Source organism: Plantactinospora alkalitolerans (assembly GCF_015690345.1).
GTDB lineage: Bacteria > Actinomycetota > Actinomycetes > Mycobacteriales > Micromonosporaceae > Plantactinospora > Plantactinospora alkalitolerans.
Genome location: NZ_JADPUN010000166.1, coordinates 50,571 through 66,521, shown reverse-complemented (window position 1 = coordinate 66,521; position 15,951 = coordinate 50,571). Strand labels below are relative to the sequence as shown.

Here is a 15,951-nt window from a genome sequence, read left to right as displayed (position 1 = left end):
GCCCCGCCGGTCGTCGGCCCGTACCCGCCCACGCTCGCCCCGGGTCCCTACTCGACGGCGGCGCATCCGGTGTCGGCGTACCCGCCGGTGCCGGGGCCACCGGTCCAACCGCCGGCTCCCCCGCTGTCGCCCCAGCAGATTCCGCCGCCCCCGGTGACCTATCCGCCGCCGACCGCGACCCACTATCCGGCCACCTCCGGCTATCCCGCCACGCAGGGATATCCGGCCTATCCGCCGCCGGTACCCGGCCCGCCGCCGACGGCGGGGCACCAGTCCGGCTGGGCACCGCAACCGCCGCCCGGACACGAACCGCCGCCCGTCCCTCCGCACCCCGGGATCACCGAGGTGCCGCAGCAGCCGTACCCGGAGGCGCCCGGCGTGCAACGGGTGCCCAACCCGCCGTCCCAGAGCTACCCGGATCCGCTCTGGACGCCGGACTCGGGGACACCCACGGCGGAGGACTTCGCCCGCCGCCGCGCGGTCCGCCCGGCCGACCCGGTCGCCCAGATGGGCGTGCGGGCCGCGGTCAACAAGACCACCCTGGGGCTGGTCCGGCTCGCTCCCGGCCGCCAGGAGCAGGAGTTCAAGCAGGACATCGAGATGATCCGCCGGAACTTCGGCGGGCTGCGACAGGTGACGGTGGTCAACCCGAAGGGTGGCGCCGGCAAGACGGTGGCGATCCTGCTGCTGGCGATGACCTTCGGGCAGAAACGCGGCGGCTACGTGCTCGCCTGGGACAACAACGAGACCCAGGGCACTCTCGGAATGCGGGCCCAGCAGGACTTCCACTCCCGGACGGTCCGGGACATGCTGCGCGACCTGTACCAGTTCCGGGGCGCGCAGGGCCGGGTCGGCGACCTGTCGCAGTACGTGCGTTCGCAGAGCGAGGGCATGTTCGACGTACTCGCCTCCGACGAGTCGGCGACCGGCGGCGAGATGCTGACCGCCGCCGCGTTCGCGGAGATCCGTGAGGTGGTCAGCCGGTTCTACAAGTTGATCTTCGTCGACACCGGCAACAACGTCCGGGCCCAGAACTGGCAGGCGGCGATCGACGCCACCGACCAGCTCGTGGTGACCATGTCCGCGCGCAACGACTCCGCCGAGACGGCCGCGCGGATGCTGGACCACCTGGAGCAGAGTGGCCGGCAGCGGCTCGTCCGGCAGGCGGTGACGGTGGTCTCGATGCCACCGTCACGCAAGGAGATCGACCTGCCGGCGATCGAGCGCCACTTCGCGGCCCGGACCCGGTCGGTGCTGCTGGCCCCGTACGAGCGCCTGATCGACACCGGCGAGCCGATCCGGTACGCGCAGCTCTCGTCGGCGACCCGGGACGCCTGGCTGAAGATCGCCGCATCGGTGGCCGAGGGGCTGTAGGACGAATCCCCCCGCGCCGGGGGCGAGGGGTCCGTACAGGTCCGTCGGCGTCGCGGGGTGCGGGGATCGTCAGAGCGATCGGGCGAATTCGAGCCGGTCCGCGAAGTTGTCGTAGCCGGCGCGTTGGAAGCCCTTGTACATCGCGATGTTCCGGACATCGCAGTCGCCACGGATCTCGGTGGCACCGTTCTCGACCAGGATCCTGGTCCCGCGTGCCACGACCGACCCGCTGTAGCCCCTGCCCCGGTGGTCGGGAGCGACGCCGACGAAGGCGATCACCGGAAAGCTGGGGCTGTTGGCCGGCAGGCTGACCACGGCCGGAGATCCGTCGGCGGCGTACCCGATCTCCCACCACTGCGGCTCGTGGTCGAGTTCCGTGGTCTCCTCGAACAGCAGCTCGGCCGCCTTGCGTGGCCCGTGCGCCCGGACGTCGGCGCCGAGCCGGGCGTCGGCGGTGTCCGCGAGCAGGGCCTCCAGCAGGTCGACGAAGGGTTCGGGGCCGAGTTCGGCGAGGGACCGGAAGTGCAACCTCGGGTCCTGTGCGGGCAGCTCGGCGCCGGCCAGCCATCGAAAGCGCCGGCCGTCGCGGGCGACCGTGAACCCCGCCCGGCCCAGCAGGTCGATCCGGCGTTCGCGGTCGCGCTGGAACTGCGGTCCCTGGGCCGGCGAGTCGACGACGTGGCCCAACCCGGTGGCCCCGTACGTGCGGGCCACGGTGGCCGCCTCGGTGAGCAGCGCGAGCCCGGTGGCCGGTTCGGGATCGCCCCACGGAGCCTCCAGGAGTACGACGTCGGTGGGCACGTCGCCGCCGGGCAGGGTCCACAGCACGACGCTGCCGACCAGCCGGTCGCCGTCGGCGGCCACCAGACACCACTGCGGCCGGGTGCAGCCCTTGGCGAGCAGGTCGGCCAGGTACGCGCAGGTGGCGTCGTTCCGCTCGACGTCGTCGGGGTACTGGACCAGGGCTGGAATCTCGTCGGGATGGGCGGTACGGATCGTCGTCACCGGAGCAGTCCTTCGCAATGGGGATGCCGCCTAAGTGTTTTCACTGGCATCGCCAGGCAGTAGAGCATGGGCGGCGATACCAGTCAACCCGTTATGCTGGTATCTATGACCATCGAGGACGCCGACGCCCGCCGCCCCGCGCCAGGCCGGCTCCGCCTCGTGCAGGACTTCTGCAACAGCGTCGACTTCGAGGGGGGCTGGGACGATCTCGCCGAGGTCGACAGCCTCGTGACCTGGCTGAACGCCAACGGCCATCCGACGGACGTACGCGAAACGGGCGACGCCGAGGTCCGCCGCGCGCTGCGGTTCCGGGAGGCGCTCCGGGACCTGCTGAGTGTTCCGGCGATACCCGGCCAGCCCGGCTCTGCGGCGCCGGAGCCGTACGCCGACCGCCGGGCCCGGGGCCGGATCGCGCTCGCCGAGGCCGCGGCCGGGCTGCCGCTCATCGTCGTGGTCGGCGAGACGATCACCCTCGCCCCGGCCCGGGCCGGGCTGCCCGGGGCGCTCGCGGCGATCCTGGCGGCGCTCGCCCTCGGGACCGCCGACGGCACGCTCTCCCGGCTGAAGGTCTGCCAGGCCGACAGTTGCCGTTGGGTCTTCTACGACCAGTCCCGCAACGGATCCAGTCGCTGGTGCACGATGCGGCTGTGCGGGGCCCGGAACAAGAACCGCAGCTACCGACGACGGCTGCGCGAAGCCACCGAATGACTTCCGCCGGCAGCACACTCATCGGCCTCGAAGCCATCGCCGGTGGATGACCCCCGCCAACGGACGTAGGAGGAGGACAAATGCAGGCGATCCAGAAGGTCCGCCATCGACAGGCCGACGTCAACGGCCTGGAGGTGTTCTTCCGCGAGGCCGGGCGCCCCGGTCAGCCGACCGTGCTGCTGCTGCACGGGTTCCCCAGCTCGTCGCACACATTCCGTGAGGTCATGCCCACACTGGCCGGCGTCGCGCACGTGATCGCCCCCGACCTTCCCGGCTTCGGCATGTCCTCGTCGCCGACCATCGACAAGTACGACTACACGTTCGAGAACCTGTCCCGGACGATCGAGAACCTACTCGACCAGCTCGGGGTCGGGCGCTTCTTCGTCTACCTGCACGACTTCGGCGCACCGGTCGGATACCACCTGGCCACCCGCGCTCCGAATCGCATCCGCGGCCTCATCGTCCAGAATGGCAACGCGCACGAGGACGGCCTCGGCGAGCAGTGGGACAGCACCAGGGCGTACTGGGCCGACCCGACCGACCAGAAGCGCGCCGAGCTGCCGGACTGGTTGAACTTTGCCGGGACCCGTGACCAGTATCTCGCCGGGCTGCCCGAGTACCTGCGTACGCTGCAGCCTCCCGAGTCGTGGCACCTCGACTGGGAGCGCATGAGCCGGCCCGGCAACGTCGACGCGCAGTTCGCACTGTTCAGCGACTACGCCAACCATGTCGCCCGGTTCGGTGAACTCGCCGAGTACCACCGGGCCCACCAGCCGCCGGCGCTCGTGCTGTGGGGACGGCGCGACCCGTACTTCGACGTCGACGAGGTCCTCGCCTACCACCGCGCCCTCGAACGCATGGACGCGCACATCTACGACGGCGGGCATTTCCTGTTGGAAACGCACGCGGCCGAGTGCGCCGAACTCATGCGGGCGTTCGTGCTCGACAACATATGAGCCGATCCGCCGCCTTCACCAACAGGATCGGGGCGAGGTCGGGTCAGGTGGTGCCGGAGGGTCGGGTGCCCGGCTCAGGTGCCCGAAAGGGCGTCGCCGGCCTCCGGGTCGCAGTCCCGGAGGAACTGGGCACACCGGGCCGCCTCGTCGGACTCGCCGATCTCGCCGGCCGCCCGGGACAGCACGTGCAGGCAGCGCAGGAAGCCCCGGTTGGGACCGTGCGCCCAGGGCACCGGACCGTGACCCTTCCAGCCGCTGCGGCGCAACTGGTCCAGGCCCCGGTGGTAGCCGGTCCGGGCGTACGCGTAGGCGGCGACGACCTGGCCGGAGGCCATCGCGCGGGCGGCCAGGGCCGCCCAGCCCGCACTGAAGGTCGGATGCTGCGCGGCGACCGAGGCGTACGCCTCGTCGGTGTCGGCCTGCCGCGCGGCGGCGAGCGCCGCCTCGGCTTCGTCGTCCGCGGGAAGGAGCGTTGCCGGCGGTTCGGGCAAGAGGTTCTGCATCGGACCATTCAACCCGGCGCCGTCCGGACCTGACGAGGCGGGTCTGGCCCGCGTGATGGCTGAACGGCTGAGGGGACCGTCACGCGTGCGGCCGGTGCGGTTCAGACCGGACTGGACTACAAATATAGATCCGGAGCCTCCCCAGGACCCGGTAACAGAGAGCCCGGCGACCCTGGTCGTCGGGCTCTCGCCGGTTTCCGCCCGTTCCGGCACGCACAGAGCCCCGTGGCCGGACGGTTGCCCGCCCCCGGCAAGATGGCAGGGTGCCCACTCCGCCCCCCGCTGACGTCCTCGAACCGGACGACACCGCCGACGAGATCGAGTCGCTCGCGGAACTCGACTCCCATCTCCGGGCCGGCAGCCTCGCCGGACTCACCGTCCAGGGGCTGCGTCTGGATCTCGACCCGGTTCCGGACCTGGCGGTCGTCGACCTGACCGGCACTCTCTTCGTGGGCTGCCGGTTCGCGTCCCGGGAGATCGAGGCCGAACTGGTACACCGTGGCGCGCACGTCGTGCCGGCGTTCACCCAGCTGCCGTACCCGACCCATCCACCCCGGCTCTACACCCCCGACGACCTGGCCGCCGGCTTCGCCTCGGACGGATTCGCCGGGATGTACGACGCCGTGGTCTACGAGCACTTCCGGCTGCACGGCGGCGCGCTGCCGGAGGTACGGGAGGCGCTGGCCCAGCGGTTGCACGACCACGCCATCGACAACGCCCTGGCCGACGCCACCCGCTCGTGGCTGGCCCGACACGGGCCCGGCTCGATGGTCGGGGTGATGGGTGGGCACGCCGTGCCGCGCGGCACCGCGGCGTACCGGCTGGCCGCGACGCTGGGCTGGGAACTCGCCCGGGCCGGTCGGCTGGTGGTGACCGGCGGCGGGCCCGGGGTGATGGAGGCGGCCAATCTCGGCGCCTACCTGTCCGAACGCTCGCCGGCCGACCTGGGCGCGGCGATCGACCTCCTGGCCGCCGCCCCGGACTTCAGCGACCACGATCCGTACACGGCCGCCGCGCTCGAGGTCCGGGCCCGGTTCCAATCGGCGGTCCCCCGCGCCCGGACCGGCGACGGTGCCGTGGAGACCGATCCGCACCGCTGGGCCCGGCGCGGCGGTCTGGCCATCCCCACCTGGCTGTACGGGCACGAGCCGGCGAACCTGTTCGCGGGCCGGATCGCGAAGTACTTCTCCAACGCGATCCGCGAGGACACCATCCTGCGACTGGCCCGGGGCGGAATCGTCTTCGCCGCCGGCCGGGCCGGCACCGTGCAGGAGGTGTTCCAGGCGGCGACCAAGACGTTCTACGGCACCGACGGCGCGAGCGGCCCGTACGTCTTCCTGGACAGCGTCTTCTGGACCGAGACCCTGCCGATCGAGGCGCTGCTGCTACCGCTGCTGACGCTGTCGCCGGCCGGTGACCTGTCCCGCCTCGTGCACATCACCGACGACGTGCACGAGGCCGTACGACTGCTCACCACGAGCCCGTAGCGCCGGACCGGGCCTGGCCCGGGTACGGCAACGGCGGATGGCCGGCTGGCCATCCGCCGTCGGACGCCCTACTTGGCCAGGGTGGTACCGGTGGAGCGGAGGTGCTCACACGCCTCCACGACCCGCTGGGCCAGCCCGCCCTCGGCCGCCTTGCCCCACACCCGGGGGTCGTACATCTTCTTGTTGCCGACCTCGCCGTCGACCTTCAGCACGCCGTCGTAGTTCCGGAACATGTGGTCCGCGACCGGGCGGCTGAACGCGTACTGCGTGTCGGTGTCGATGTTCATCTTCACCACGCCGTAGTCGAGGGCCTCGCGGATCTCCTCCAGCAGCGAGCCGGAGCCGCCGTGGAAGACCAGGCTGAGCGGCTTGTCCTTGCCGTGCTTGGCGCCGACCGCCTGCTGGATCTCGTTGAGGATCTCCGGGCGCAACTTCACGTTGCCGGGCTTGTAGACGCCGTGCACGTTGCCGAAGGTCAGCGCCGCCATGTAGCGGCCCTTCTCGCCGAGGCCGAGCGCCTCGACCATGGCCAGGCCGTCCTCGACGGTCGTGTAGAGCTTGTCGTTGATCGCGTTCTCGACGCCGTCCTCCTCGCCGCCGACGACCCCGACCTCGATCTCCAGCACGATGTGCCCGGCCGCTGCCTCGTCGAGCAACTGGGAGGCGATCTCCAGGTTCTCCTTGACCGGCACGGCCGAGCCGTCCCACATGTGCGACTGGTAGAGCGGCTCCTCGCCCCGGGCCACCCGGTCCTTGGAGATGGCCATCAGCGGGCGGACGAAGCCGTCCAGCTTGTTCTTCGGGCAGTGGTCGGTGTGCAGCGCGACGTTGATGCTGTAGTTCTTGGCGACCTCGCGGGCGAACGCCGCGAAGGCGACCGCGCCGGTGACCATGTCCTTGACGGAGGGGCCGGAGAGGTACTCGGCGCCACCGGTGGAGACCTGGATTATGCCGTCGCTCTCCGCGTCGGCGAAGCCGCGCAGTGCCGCGTTCAGCGTCTGCGAGGAGGTCACGTTGATCGCGGGGTACGCGAAACGGCCCGCCTTGGCGCGGTCGAGCATCTCGGCGTAGACCTCGGGGGAGGCGATGGGCATGTCAAATGCTCCTTACTAACCGCTCTCGGCCTCGACGGCCGCTGTCTGTTGTAGTGCGCCGGACCGCGTTGTCCTCCGCCGGAAGTATCCCGCAGCCCGGTCGTGGCGCCGCAACCCACCCGTCCCGGCGGTTCAGCGCTCGGACCGGTCCGGTACGACGACGCCGATCAACCAGGTCACCACCGCCATCACGATGGCGCCCCAGAACGCCGGCCAGAAGCCGTCGATCTCGAACGGCAGGTCGAACTGGTCCGCGATCCAGTCCGTGAGCAGGAAGAGCAGCGCGTTGACGACCAGGGCGAACAGCCCCAGGGTGAGGACGTAGAACGCGCAGCCGACGACGCGGATGATGGGTTTCACGACCGCGTTGACGACGCCGAAGATCAACGCCACGACGAGCACCGTCAGCGCGTCGTCCAGGGCGGACCGGCCGGTCAGTTCGATTCCGGGCACCGCCAGGCTGGTGATCCACAACGCCACCGCGCCGATCAGCAGCCTGATCAGGAAGCTCACCGTCCCATCCTGACATGGGGGTCAAACCCGGACGGGCGGTTTAGCCGGCTCAGGGACCGGGCACGATGCTCTCCGGTGCCGGCGGCGCGATCAGCCCGTACGGTGGGGAGAGCAGCACGCACCGGCAGGAGGCGACATGGGACAGCCCGAGGAGGACTTCGCTCCCGGCGATCACCTCACCCCGGACGAGCGCGACCCGGAGGTGTCGCCGGAGGACGCCGTGGAGCAGGCCACCGTCGCGGACCCGACGATCGAGGAGCAGTCGGACGTCCCACGGGGTCTCGAGGTCAACGAGGCGGACGCCATCGAACAGGCCCAGGTGGTCGGCCCCGAGGACGACTACCGCTGACCGGCCCGCATCGACCCGGCCGAGACTGACACCGGCGTCCGGGCCATCTCCTCGGCACCGCGCTCAGGTGCCTCGGCGGCGTCGGGCAGCAGGCGGCGGTAGACGGCGTCGAGGATCTCGGCCTGAGCCGCCCAGGTCCATCCGGCCAGCAGCCCCGGCCGATCGTAGGCGGCCCGGTACCGCTCCCGGTCGGCCAGCACGGCCCGGACCGCGCGTACGTAGTCGGCGACGTCCTCGGCCCGGAACACCTCCCCCTGACCGGTCGACCGTACGGTGTCCGCCATCGTCCGTACGTCGCTCACCACGACCGGCAACCGGGCGTGGGCGTACTCGAAGAACTTCGTGATCAGGGCGATCTCGTGGTTGGGCCAGTGGTGGATCGGGATCACCCCGACGTCGGCACCGGCCAGGAACGGCACGACCTGCCAGTGTTCGACGTACGGCAGCACGTGCACCCGGTCGGTCAGGCCGAGCCGGCCGGCGTGGGCGACGAGTTTCTCGACGTACCGCAGGGCGGGGTTGACCACCAGGGCGACGTGCACGCCGGGCAGTTCGGGCAGGGCGTCGACCATCGTGCGGAGCCCGCGCGGCTCGGCGGCACTGCCGCTGTAGACCAGCAGCGGAACGTCGGCGCCCACCCCGCAGAGCTGCCGCAGGTCCGGAACGGGCTGGTCCGGGCCGACCGGACCGTGTTCGACGGCGGGGGCGTTGAGCACCACGGCCGGGACCTCGGCGAGGCGGTGCTCGGCGCGGAGCAGTTCGCCGAGGGCCTCCGAGACGGTGATCACGGCGTCGGCGTACGGGGCGTACTCGCGCTCGTGTGCCCGATGCGCGGGCAGCCAGCGGATGTTCGGCTGCCACGGGCGGATTCCCGGCAGGAACTCGTGCGCGTCCCAGACGAGTTTGACCGGCCGCCCCGCGGCGCGGCCCCGGATCGCGGCCCGGGCACCCACCCCGAGCATCCGGAAGTCGTTCGCGTGGATCAGGTCCGGGGCGAGTTCGTCGAGCACCGGCCCGTACGCCAGCTCGTAGTCCCACAGCCCCGGTTCGAGCCGTCGCCAGGCACCGTCGCCGTGCACCAACTGCCAGAACCAGGTGTACGCCCGGTCCCACGGGTTGCGGTACCGGCGGGCGTACTGGGCCCGGTTGTGCATCTTGGTCCGGACCCAGACCCAGTGGCCGAGCAGCGTGGCCAGGACCAGTTGGATCCGTCGCCACCGCTGCGCCACCGCACGGCGCCGCCCGGACCGGGCTTCGAGATCGAGTAGGGCTCCCCGCACCCGCAGGTCCGCCTGCCAGGCCGCCACCTGCTGGGCCCGGTGTTCGGCGATCCCGGTGGGGGGATAGGCAAGCGGCCAGCGCAGCCAGGCACGCCGGAACTGATGGCGTTTGCGGAACAGCGGCTCCGGCATGGGAAGCAACCGCACCAGCGCCGAGCCGAGCCGCCAGCTCTGCGGTGCTCCGGTCGGCGACCGGCCCAGCAGGGTCACGTCCCAGCCCGCGTCGGCGGCCGACCGGGCCTGCTTCTGCACCCGGGAGTCCCCGTTGACGCCGTTGTCGACCAGCATGACGATCCGGCCCCGCCCGCGACGGGGTCTTCCGGCGTCGTCGTGCGTCATCGTTCGCGCCTCCGTCCCGCCGGACCGCCCCGCGGACCCGGCGAGTGTACGGGGCACCGCTGTTGACCAGCGCGGGAACGAGGTGACGGGAACATGAACAGCTTCCGACGAGATCGATCGGCACCCGCTCCGTCGTCCGCCGCCCCGGACCGGCCGGGCACCCCTCAGCGGGTGACCCGGGCCGGGTGCTTCGCGGCCCACTCGGCGAGCGTGTCCCCCCGCAGGGCATCGAACAGGCTGTGGCTCTCGGCCGGGTCCAGGCTCTCGTACTCGCCCCCGGGTCCACGCTCGGAGTGGTACGTCCAGCCGATCCCGACCGCGTCGGTGGCGGCGACCGCGCGCAACGTGGAGAACAGCTCGGCCGGTGTCGTTCCGTCGAGATCCAGTACGAGGTTGCCGCCGACCGCCCGGACCAGCTCGGTGACCCGGACCGGATTCATCGCGGTCGCCGGGTCGGTGGCCCTGTGCATCAGCGCCTCGGCGAACCGTTGCCCGTTGCGGTCGCGGTCGTGTGCCCCGTTCTTCAGCTTGTACCGCTGACGGAGCAGGTCCTGGGCCGCGGCGCCGTCGAGTTTCTGGCAGCCGGCCGGGAAGGTCCGGGCGGTGTGGCGCGACCGGACCTGCTCCGGCAGGCAGACCCGGACTCCGTCGAGGGCGTCGGTCAGCTCCCGCAGGCCGGCGTAGGTGAGCGTGGCGGTGGCGTCGAACCGTACCTGCGACAGTTCGGTGACGGTCCGCTCGGTCAGCGCCGCCCCGGCCACCAGGTCGGGCCGGCTGCCGGGACGGTGACTGCCGAGGTAGAAGGCGGAACTGAGCTTGTCGAAACCGTGGCCGGGCACCTCGACGCCGAGGTCCCGGGGCAGCGAGACGAGATAGGGCCGGCTCCGGTCCGCCGGTATGTGCACGATCAGCACGGTGTCCGCGCGGTGTCCGTTGGTCCGGCCGTCCCCGCCGTCGACGCCGAGGATCAGGAAGTTCAGCGGCTCGGCGGGCCTGGTCGGTCCGGTCGCGAGCGGCGGTACGGCGATGTCCACGATCGGCGGCACACCCACGCCGCGACCCAGCGTCGGCAACACGAGTACGGCGATCATGGCGAGTGCGGCCCCGGCCGCCTGGACCGAACGCCGCCGGCGCCGTCGGGCCGTCGCCGCGACCCCGATCGCCGTACGAAGCGGCCCGATGTCCGGGGTCAACTGTTCGTGCCGGGCGAACGTCGCCCGCAACTCGTCCTCGACCACCCGTGGGTCCGGCCCGCGCGAGTCGTCGAACCCGCGCGGGTCGTCGAACACCCGCTTGTCGTCGTCGCTCATCTCAGGCCTCCACGAATTCGGCACGAAGGGTGGCAAGCGCCCGGGATATGGCCGACCGGACGGTGCCGACGGCACAGCCGAGTACCTCCGCGATCTCGGCGTCGGGCAGGTCCTCGTAGTACCGCAGCACCAGCGCCGCCCGCTGCCGGCGCGGCAGCCGGGCCAGCCAGGTCCAGACCTGGTCGCGGTCCACGGTCGCCTCGGCGTGGTCGACGCGTACGACCACCGCCTCGTCGGGATCCGCGCGCAGCAGAACCCGCCGGACCCAGGACCCCCGCTGCCAGTCGAGGTACTGGTTGGTCAGCATCCGGCGGACGTACCGCTCGGGTACGTCGGCACGGACGACCCGGCGCCAGTTGAGCTGGACCCGCACCATCGTCTCCTGAACGAGATCCTGGGCGAGATGGGGATCGCCGGTCAGCATCACCGCGTAGCGCAGCAGCGCGGGAAGCCGGGAGTCGGCGAACTCCTCGTACGTCACGGACACCTCCGGGGGCCTTCCCTCGTATAGACGGGTCGGCGGGTCGAGAAGATTGCCGGAAATGAAGATCATCTGTTCGGCTGACGTGACCAACGGGACAGCGCCGGACGTCAAGCGACCTTAATCTCCGCTGGCCGTACCGATCCTCACCGGAGCAACCCGCAATGCGGAACGCCACCCTCCGGCGCCGGCCGGCCGGAATCCGGTTCGCCGGGGTGCCGGGGTCGCGGGCGGCGGTAATCAGGACGACGGGACGTGCGGTGACCTGTCAGCATGGTTGCCGTGTTGATCACCGTGACCACCACCCACCAGCCGGCCACCGACCTGGGCTACCTGCTCGTCAAGCATCCGGACCGGGTGCATTCGTTCACGGTGCCCACCGGTACGGCGTACGTGGTGTATCCGGAGGCCAGCGCCGAGCGGTGCACGGCCGCGCTGCTGCTCGACACGGATCCGCTGGCCCTGTCCGGTGGCCGGGGCCGGTCGGGCCGGGGTACCGGCAGCACCACGCCCGACGACTTCACCCTCGGCCAGTACGTCAACGACCGCCCCTACGCCGCGTCGAGCCTGCTCTCCTCGGCGCTGTCCATCGTGTTCCGTTCGGCGCTGCGCGGTGCCTCGAAGGACCGGCCGGAGCTTGCCGCGACGCCGATACCGCTGGAACTGCGGGTGCCCGCGCTGCGTTGCCGGGGCGGGGCGGACCTGGCCATCCGGCTGTTCGCCCCGATGGGCTGGACGGTGACCGCCACCGGGATCCCGCTCGATCCCGAGCACCCCTCCTGGGGCGACAGCCGGTACGTCGACCTCACCCTCACCGGCACGCTCCGGCTCGCCGACGCGCTGAACCACGTCTACGTCCTGCTGCCGGTGCTGGATGACGCCAAGCACTACTGGGTCGCGCCGGACGAGATCGACAAGCTGCTCCGGGCCGGTGCCGGATGGCTGGCCGAACATCCGGAGCGGGGACTGATCACCCGCCGCTATCTGGCGCACCGGCGGGCGCTGGCCGGCACCGCGCTGACCCGGCTCGCCGAGCTGCGGCTGGCGGACGAGCCGGCCGGGGCGGACAGCGTCGTGGAAGCAACCGACGGTGGTGCCGACGAGGATGCCGGGCTGCCGGCCACCGTCGTCCGGCAGCCGCTCGCGGCGTTGCGCCGGGCCGCCGTACTGGAGGCGCTCCGCTCCTGCGGTGCCACCCGGGTCCTCGACCTCGGCTGCGGCGGCGGCGCGCTGCTGACCGACCTGGTCCGGGACCGCCGTTACACCGAGATCGTCGGCACCGACGTCTCGTCCCGGACCCTGGATCTCGCCCAGCGGCGGCTGCGCCTGGACCGGCTGCCCACCCGGCAGCGCGACCGGATCAAGTTGTGGCAGTCCGCGCTGACCTACCGGGACGACCGGCTGCGCGGGTTCGACGCCGCCGTGCTGATGGAGGTGGTCGAGCACCTCGATCCGCCGCGCCTGCCGGCGCTGGAGGCGGCCGTGTTCGGGCACGCCCGTCCGGAGACGGTGATCGTGACGACCCCGAACGTCGAATACAACGTGCGTTACCCGGGCCTGCCCGCCGGTACCTTCCGGCACCGTGACCACCGCTTCGAGTGGACCCGGGCCGAGTTCGCCGACTGGACCGCCGCCGTCGCCGCGGGCCACGACTACACGGTGGCGATCAGCGGTGTCGGGGACGAGGACCCCGAGGTGGGTGCGGCCACCCAGCTCGCCGTCTTCACCCGGTCCACCGCCGGCGCGGCGGCACACCCCACGGCACCCCCGGCACCCGCCGAACCGGCACCCGCGACGCCAGCCGAACCGGCACCCGCAGTGGCTGTGGCAGTGGCAGTGGAAGAGGAGATCTGATGGCCACGCTGGACATTCCCGAGCTGGCCCTGGTCGCCCTGGTCGGCATCTCCGGATCGGGCAAGTCGACCTTCGCCCGCACGCACTTCGGCCCGACCCAGGTGCTCTCCTCGGACACCTTCCGGGGCATGGTGGCGGACGACGAGAACGACCAGTCGGCCTCCGCCGATGCCTTCGACGTGCTGCACTACGTGGCTGGAAAGCGGCTCCGGGCCGGTCGGCTGACAGTGGTCGACGCCACCAACCTCCAGCAGCACGCCCGGGCCGGGCTGGTCACCGTCGCCCGGGAACACGACGTACTGCCGGTGGCGATCGTGCTGGACGTCCCCGAACCGCAGTGCTGGGAGCGCACCCGGAACCGGTCGGACCGGACCTTCGGTCGGCCCGTACTCGGCCGGATGCAGCGGGACCTGCGGCGCAGTGTCGGGCGGCTGGAGCGCGAGGGCTTCCGCAAGGTACACGTGCTGCGCGGCGTCGAGGAGATCGAGGCCGCCGAGATCCGTTACGAGAAGCTGTACAACGACCGCCGGGAACTGACCGGACCGTTCGACATCATCGGCGACGTGCACGGCTGCCGCGCGGAACTCGAGGCGCTGCTGCTCCGGCTCGGCTGGACGCTGCATCGCGACGAGGCCGGGCGGCCGGTGAACGCGATCCATCCGCAGGGGCGTACCGCGGTATTCGTCGGTGACCTGGTCGACCGGGGACCGGACTCGCCCGGCGTACTCCGCCTGGTGATGGGAATGGTCGCGGCCGGCACCGCGCTCTGCGTGCCCGGCAACCACGAGCAGAAGCTGCTCCGCAAGCTGCGCGGCCGCAACGTGACGGTGTCGCACGGCCTGGCCGAGACCCTGACCCAGCTCGACGCCGAGGAACCCGACTTCGTCGCCGAGATCGCCGCCTTCGTCGACGGCCTGGTCAGCCACTACGTGCTGGACGGCGGCCGGCTGGTGGTCGCGCACGCCGGGCTGAAGGCGGAGTACCAGGGCCGGGCGTCCGGCCGGGTCCGGGCGTTCGCGCTGTTCGGCGAGACGACCGGCGAGACCGACGAGTACGGCCTGCCGGTGCGCTACCCGTGGGCCCGGGACTACCGCGGCTCGGCCATGGTCGTCTACGGCCACACCCCGACCCCGGCACCCGAGTGGATCAACAACACCATCTGCATCGACACCGGCTGCGTCTTCGGCGGCACGCTGACCGCCCTGCGCTACCCCGACAGGGAACTGGTCTCGGTGCCAGCCGCGAAGGAGTACTACCCGCCGGTCCGGCCACTTCTCGCCGAGCCGGACCGGGCGGCCGGGAGCCCGAGCGCCGCCGAGCGGGGCGACTTCGGACTCGACCTGCGGGACGTGACCGGACGCCGGCACATCGACTACGGCTACGGCACGCTGACCGTACCGGCGGAGAACGCCGCCGCCGCGCTGGAGGTGATGAGCCGGTTCGCCGTCGATCCGCGCTGGCTGCCCTGGTTGCCGCCGACGATGGCACCCTGCTCGACCGCCACCGTCGAGGGATTCCTGGAACATCCGGCACAGGCGTTCGAGGACTACCGGAGCGCCGGGGTGGACCGGGTGGTCTGCGAGGAGAAGCACATGGGCTCCCGCGCGGTGGTGCTGGTCTGCCGGGACGGCACCGGCGCCCGACGGTTCGGCCCGGGTGACGGGGTGGTGTACACCCGTACCGGCCGACCGTTCTTCGGCGGCGAGCAGGACCGGGCCCTGCTGGACCGGGTACGCGCCGCCGCCACCGCCAGCGGGCTGTGGGCGGAACTCGACAGCGACTGGCTGCTGCTCGACTGCGAGTTGCTGCCCTGGTCGGCGAAGGCCGGAGGACTGATCCGGGAGCAGTACGCCGCGGTCGGTGCGGCGGGTCGGGCGGCGCTGCCGGCCGTACTGGAGCTGCTGGACCGGGCCGACGGGCGGGCCCTGCCGGTCGGCGAACTCCGGCACCGGATGGCGCGACGGCATGCGGACCTGGTCCGCTACACCGAGGCGTACCGCGGGTACGTACGGCCGACCGACGGTCTGGACGGGGTGACCCTGGCGCCCTTCGCCGTGCTCGCGAGTGAGGGCGCCACGCACGCCGCTCGGGACCACGGCTGGCACCTGGCCCTGGCCGACCGGCTGCGCGCCGCCGACCCGGAGCTGTTCACCCCGACCCGGCGCCGGGTGGTGGACCTCGCGGACGCCGGGGCGACCGCCGAGGCGACCGACTGGTGGCTGGAGCTGACCGGGTCCGGCGGCGAGGGAATGGTGGTGAAGCCGTACGCCGGGCTGGCCGCCCGGGACGCCAGGGGCCGGCTGCTCCAGCCGGGCGTCAAGTGCCGTGGCCGGGAGTACCTGCGGATCATCTACGGTCCGGAGTACGCCGAACCGGACCAGTTGGCCGTACTCCGGGACCGGTCCCTGGGCCGGAAGCGGGGGCTGGCCCTGCGCGAGCACGGGCTCGGCCTGGCGGCGCTGGACCGGCTGGCCGAGGGCGCTCCGCTCTGGCGACGGCACGAGTTGGTCTTCGCGATCCTCGCCAACGAGTCGGAGCCGGTCGATCCGAGGTTGTGACCGCCTCGATCCCCTCGGCCGGACCGGCCTCGCCGGCATCGCGCGACGGCTGCCGGTGCGCTCCGCCTAGACTGCTGTGGTACCCGCCACCATGCTGGCGGACCCCTCACCGCGCCATGCCGAGAATCTCGGAGGTCTGC

The 15,951-nt window shown here is 71.9% G+C and carries 14 protein-coding genes; 7 read left to right on the top strand and 7 right to left on the bottom strand.

The window, feature by feature from the left end:
• Window positions 1–1,374, top strand: a 1,374-nt coding sequence (locus tag I0C86_RS17455) for a MinD/ParA family ATP-binding protein (protein ID WP_230394306.1), incomplete at its 5' end; no start/stop codon positions are given.
• 69 nt (window positions 1,375–1,443) lie between these two features.
• Here the strand turns inward: I0C86_RS17455 and I0C86_RS17450 are convergent.
• Window positions 1,444–2,379, bottom strand: a complete 936-nt coding sequence (locus I0C86_RS17450) for a GNAT family N-acetyltransferase (RefSeq protein ID WP_196202295.1) — start codon at window positions 2,377–2,379, stop codon at window positions 1,444–1,446.
• A 105-nt stretch (window positions 2,380–2,484) separates the two neighbouring features.
• Here I0C86_RS17450 and I0C86_RS17445 point away from each other — a divergent pair, with 105 nt between their 5' ends.
• The gene (locus I0C86_RS17445; RefSeq protein WP_196202294.1) at window positions 2,485–3,087 is read left to right on the top strand and encodes a CGNR zinc finger domain-containing protein; all 603 of its coding nucleotides are present in this window, start codon (window positions 2,485–2,487) and stop codon (window positions 3,085–3,087) included.
• Between the two features lie 80 nt (window positions 3,088–3,167).
• Entirely contained in the window at window positions 3,168–4,043 is an 876-nt protein-coding gene (locus tag I0C86_RS17440; protein WP_196202293.1) for an alpha/beta fold hydrolase, read from the top strand.
• A gap of 74 nt (window positions 4,044–4,117) precedes the next feature.
• Here the strand turns inward: I0C86_RS17440 and I0C86_RS17435 are convergent, their stop codons facing one another.
• Complete coding sequence (locus tag I0C86_RS17435) at window positions 4,118–4,546, bottom strand: DUF3151 domain-containing protein (protein ID WP_196202292.1); 429 nt, start codon at window positions 4,544–4,546, stop codon at window positions 4,118–4,120.
• A 263-nt stretch (window positions 4,547–4,809) separates the two neighbouring features.
• Here I0C86_RS17435 and I0C86_RS17430 point away from each other — a divergent pair, with 263 nt between their 5' ends.
• On the top strand, window positions 4,810–6,033 hold the full coding sequence (locus tag I0C86_RS17430; protein ID WP_196202291.1) for an LOG family protein: 1,224 nt from the start codon (window positions 4,810–4,812) through the stop codon (window positions 6,031–6,033).
• A gap of 68 nt (window positions 6,034–6,101) precedes the next feature.
• On the opposite strand, the gene fbaA is transcribed toward I0C86_RS17430, so the two are convergent.
• Window positions 6,102–7,127 (bottom strand): class II fructose-bisphosphate aldolase, encoded by a 1,026-nt coding sequence (gene fbaA, locus I0C86_RS17425; RefSeq protein WP_196202290.1) that lies wholly within the window; start codon window positions 7,125–7,127, stop codon window positions 6,102–6,104.
• Window positions 7,128–7,259: 132 nt separating this feature from the next.
• Window positions 7,260–7,640 carry a phage holin family protein gene (locus I0C86_RS17420; RefSeq protein ID WP_196202289.1) on the bottom strand — a complete coding sequence of 127 codons (381 nt, stop codon included), beginning with the start codon at window positions 7,638–7,640 and terminating at the stop codon, window positions 7,260–7,262.
• A gap of 136 nt (window positions 7,641–7,776) precedes the next feature.
• Between I0C86_RS17420 and I0C86_RS17415 the strand changes: the two genes are divergently transcribed.
• Window positions 7,777–7,989 (top strand): hypothetical protein, encoded by a 213-nt coding sequence (locus I0C86_RS17415; RefSeq protein ID WP_196202288.1) that lies wholly within the window; start codon window positions 7,777–7,779, stop codon window positions 7,987–7,989.
• Here I0C86_RS17415 and I0C86_RS17410 read toward each other — a convergent pair.
• From I0C86_RS17410 to I0C86_RS17400, 3 genes are all read right to left on the bottom strand, one after another.
• Entirely contained in the window at window positions 7,980–9,608 is a 1,629-nt protein-coding gene (locus I0C86_RS17410) for a glycosyltransferase family 4 protein (RefSeq protein ID WP_407676315.1), read from the bottom strand. The genes I0C86_RS17415 and I0C86_RS17410 overlap by 10 nt on opposite strands.
• A 164-nt stretch (window positions 9,609–9,772) precedes the next feature.
• The gene (locus tag I0C86_RS17405; protein WP_196202287.1) at window positions 9,773–10,918 is read right to left on the bottom strand and encodes an LCP family protein; all 1,146 of its coding nucleotides are present in this window, start codon (window positions 10,916–10,918) and stop codon (window positions 9,773–9,775) included.
• 1 nt (window position 10,919) lies between these two features.
• The gene (locus I0C86_RS17400; protein WP_196202286.1) at window positions 10,920–11,399 is read right to left on the bottom strand and encodes a SigE family RNA polymerase sigma factor; all 480 of its coding nucleotides are present in this window, start codon (window positions 11,397–11,399) and stop codon (window positions 10,920–10,922) included.
• 282 nt (window positions 11,400–11,681) lie between these two features.
• Between I0C86_RS17400 and I0C86_RS17395 the strand changes: the two genes are divergently transcribed.
• Window positions 11,682–13,253 (top strand): 3' terminal RNA ribose 2'-O-methyltransferase Hen1, encoded by a 1,572-nt coding sequence (locus tag I0C86_RS17395; protein WP_196202285.1) that lies wholly within the window; start codon window positions 11,682–11,684, stop codon window positions 13,251–13,253.
• Window positions 13,253–15,811 (top strand): polynucleotide kinase-phosphatase, encoded by a 2,559-nt coding sequence (locus I0C86_RS17390; protein ID WP_196202284.1) that lies wholly within the window; start codon window positions 13,253–13,255, stop codon window positions 15,809–15,811. The genes I0C86_RS17395 and I0C86_RS17390 overlap by 1 nt, the downstream gene beginning before the upstream one ends.
• The last annotated feature ends 140 nt before the right edge of the window (window positions 15,812–15,951 follow it).